At 72.8% G+C, this 2,468-nt stretch carries 3 protein-coding genes and 1 pseudogene; 3 read left to right on the top strand and 1 reads right to left on the bottom strand.

The features are described 5' to 3' along the window. A pseudogene (locus JNW87_RS37595) lies at nt 1-243 on the bottom strand (diguanylate cyclase); the annotation flags it as partial. Nucleotides 244-326: 83 nt separating this feature from the next. On the opposite strand from JNW87_RS37595, the gene JNW87_RS37600 reads away from it, so the two are divergent. The 3 genes from JNW87_RS37600 to JNW87_RS40335 all read left to right on the top strand — a co-directional run. After that, complete coding sequence (locus JNW87_RS37600; RefSeq protein WP_109799953.1) at nt 327-992, top strand: 5-formyltetrahydrofolate cyclo-ligase; 666 nt, start codon at nt 327-329, stop codon at nt 990-992. A 59-nt stretch (nt 993-1,051) separates the two neighbouring features. Beyond that, a complete protein-coding gene (locus tag JNW87_RS37605) occupies nt 1,052-1,408 on the top strand; it encodes an FmdB family zinc ribbon protein (RefSeq protein WP_109799961.1) in 357 nt (118 codons plus the stop codon). Nucleotides 1,409-2,050: 642 nt separating this feature from the next. After that, the coding region (locus JNW87_RS40335) for a helix-turn-helix domain-containing protein (protein WP_309234159.1) at nt 2,051-2,468 on the top strand (418 nt) is incomplete at its 3' end.

Here is a 2,468-nt window from a genome sequence, read left to right on the forward strand (position 1 = left end):
GGTGGCCGCGCCGGGCCGCGCGGCGGGGTCGGCGACCAGCGCGACCGCGTCGGCCGCCGCGCGCAACTGCTGGCACAGCGCGTCCACGGAGGTACGCACCCCGGCTGCGGCCAGCCCGAGCCGCTCGGTGGAGCGGCCCCGGTCCACGGCCGACATGGTCGAGCCGACGAAGAACGCGCCGAGCAGGACGGGGCCGAGCACCACCGCGAGGAAGGCCGCCGTCAATCGCCCGCGTAGCGTCAAGCTTCCCCCCGGAAGTTCCGCGCCCGATGCTGCGATGCTGACACAGAGCGACGGGGAGGCAAGCGTTGCGTCAGGAGTGTTGCGTGCCGGAATTTTCTGATGGAGCGGATGTGACGCATGGGGCGAAGCGGGACATGCGGATCGCACTTCTCGCCCACCGCCGGTCGCTGACCGCCGCCCGGCGCGCGGAAGCGGCGGCGCGCGTGCAGGCCGAGCTGGTCTCCCTGGTACGCCGGCTGCGTCCGGCCCGGATGACCGCGTACGTCCCGGTCGCCTCGGAACCGGGCGGCCCGGACCTGCCGGCGGTGCTGCGGGCGGCGCTGGAGCCGGCGGCCGAGCTGCTGCTGCCGGTGCTCCGCGACGACCTGGACCTGGACTGGGCGGCGTACACGGACCCGGAGTCGCTGGTGGCGGCCGGGCGTGGGCTGCGTGAGCCCGTCGGACCCCGGCTGGGGCGGTCCGCGGTGGCCGACGCCGGGTTGGTGGTCGTTCCGGCCCTCGCGGTGGACCACCGGGGGCTGCGGCTGGGCCGCGGCGGCGGCTCGTACGACCGGGCGCTGGCCCGGGTGCCCGTGACGACCGTCACGGTGGCGCTGCTGCACGACGGGGAGCTGGTGGCGAGCGTCCCCGCCCAGCCGCACGACCGGCCGGTACGCGCCGTGATCACGCCCGCCGACGGGCTGCGTACCCTTGCGGAGGCACCCGGTGTGGGACCGCCCGCTTCCGCTGGACGAACCCGGGCCCGATGACGCACCATGCACTCGAATACGTCGAGTGCCAACCGGCCGTGCCAGATCCGGAGGAGAACGTGCCCACGTACCAGTACGCCTGCACCGCGTGCGGCCACCAGCTCGAGGCGGTGCAGTCCTTCTCTGACGAGCCGCTGACCGAGTGCCCCGCGTGTGAGGGGCGGCTGCGCAAGGTCTTCAACTCGGTCGGCATCGTCTTCAAGGGCCCGGGCTTCTACCGCACCGACTCGCGTTCGTCGGGCTCGGACACCCCGGCGGGCACCCCGAGCAAGCCGGCGAAGTCGGAGTCCACCTCCGGCGGCGACTCCGGCTCCTCGAGCAGTTCCTCGACCAGCACGTCGAACGGCTCGTCCAGCTCGACCAGCGGCGGAACCACCAAGACCCCGGCCGCCAGCACCTCCAGCTCCTCGTCCTGACCCAGCTGTCTCGCCTGGCCCGCGTCCGTCGGTCCGCTGGCTCGCTCAGGCCCGTGGGTGGCACGCTGGCACGCTGGCTCGCGTCCGGGCGATGATCCATTCAAGGACGCCAACGTGGGGGTCTACCAAGTCCAGCTGACTCCCCCATATCGGCGATCCGGAGTCGATCATGCGCTTAACCGGCCGATCCGCTTCGGCTGTCACCGGCGTCGAGGGCGGCGGCCCGGCTCGCCGAGCCGGTCGACCGTCCGCTCGGCGCCGGCCCCACGAAGCCGCTCGCCTGTAACACATGGCCTGCCGCGGGTTGTCCATGCTGAGAGCTTGTCCCGCCCCGTTCGGACAGGCGGGCCGGTTGTCCAAAGGCGGGCTGGCGCTCGCCTGCCTCCAGGGTCTCCTGCTCCTACCCTGCTGACCGGTCACTGGCTGGATGGCGGCACCGGAACGGCCGAGACGGGAAGGCGCTGGCGTGACGGCCAGCGAGGGCTGTCGAGTGTTCCCGGCTGGTGTGTGTTGGTGGCCTTGGAGGAGTGGCTTGGGGTGTGGGTGGTGCGTCGTGAGGGGGTGGTCGGCGGCGCGCTGTGGTGGGGGCGGGATCGTGGTGGTTGCGGATGAATGTCGTACCGGGTGGTTACGGTGCTGGGCGTGGCGGGCCGGGAGCGGTTGAGCGTGGTGCAGGCGTACCGGTTCGCGTTGGACCTGACACCCCGCCAGGAGCGGGCGGTGCTCGCGCATGCGGGGGCGGCGCGGGTGGCGCACAACTGGGCGCTGGCCCGGGTCAAGGCGGTGATGGATCAGCGGGCCGCCGAACGCACTTATGGCATCGACGAGGTGGACCTGACCCCGACGCAGGGCTGGTCGCTGCCCGCGCTGCGTAGAGCCTGGAATCAGGCGAAGGCCGGCGTGGCGCCGTGGTGGGCCGAGTGTTCGAAGGAGGCGTTCAACACCGGCCTGGACGCGCTGACCCGGGGGTTGAAGAACTGGTCGGACTCCCGCACCGGTAAGCGTGCCGGGCGGCGGGTGGGGTTCCCGCGTTTCAAGTCCCGCCGCCGGTCGACCCCGT

This window comes from Micromonospora sp. ATA51 (assembly GCF_016802855.1).
GTDB classification, from domain to species: Bacteria; Actinomycetota; Actinomycetes; order Mycobacteriales; family Micromonosporaceae; genus Micromonospora; species Micromonospora sicca.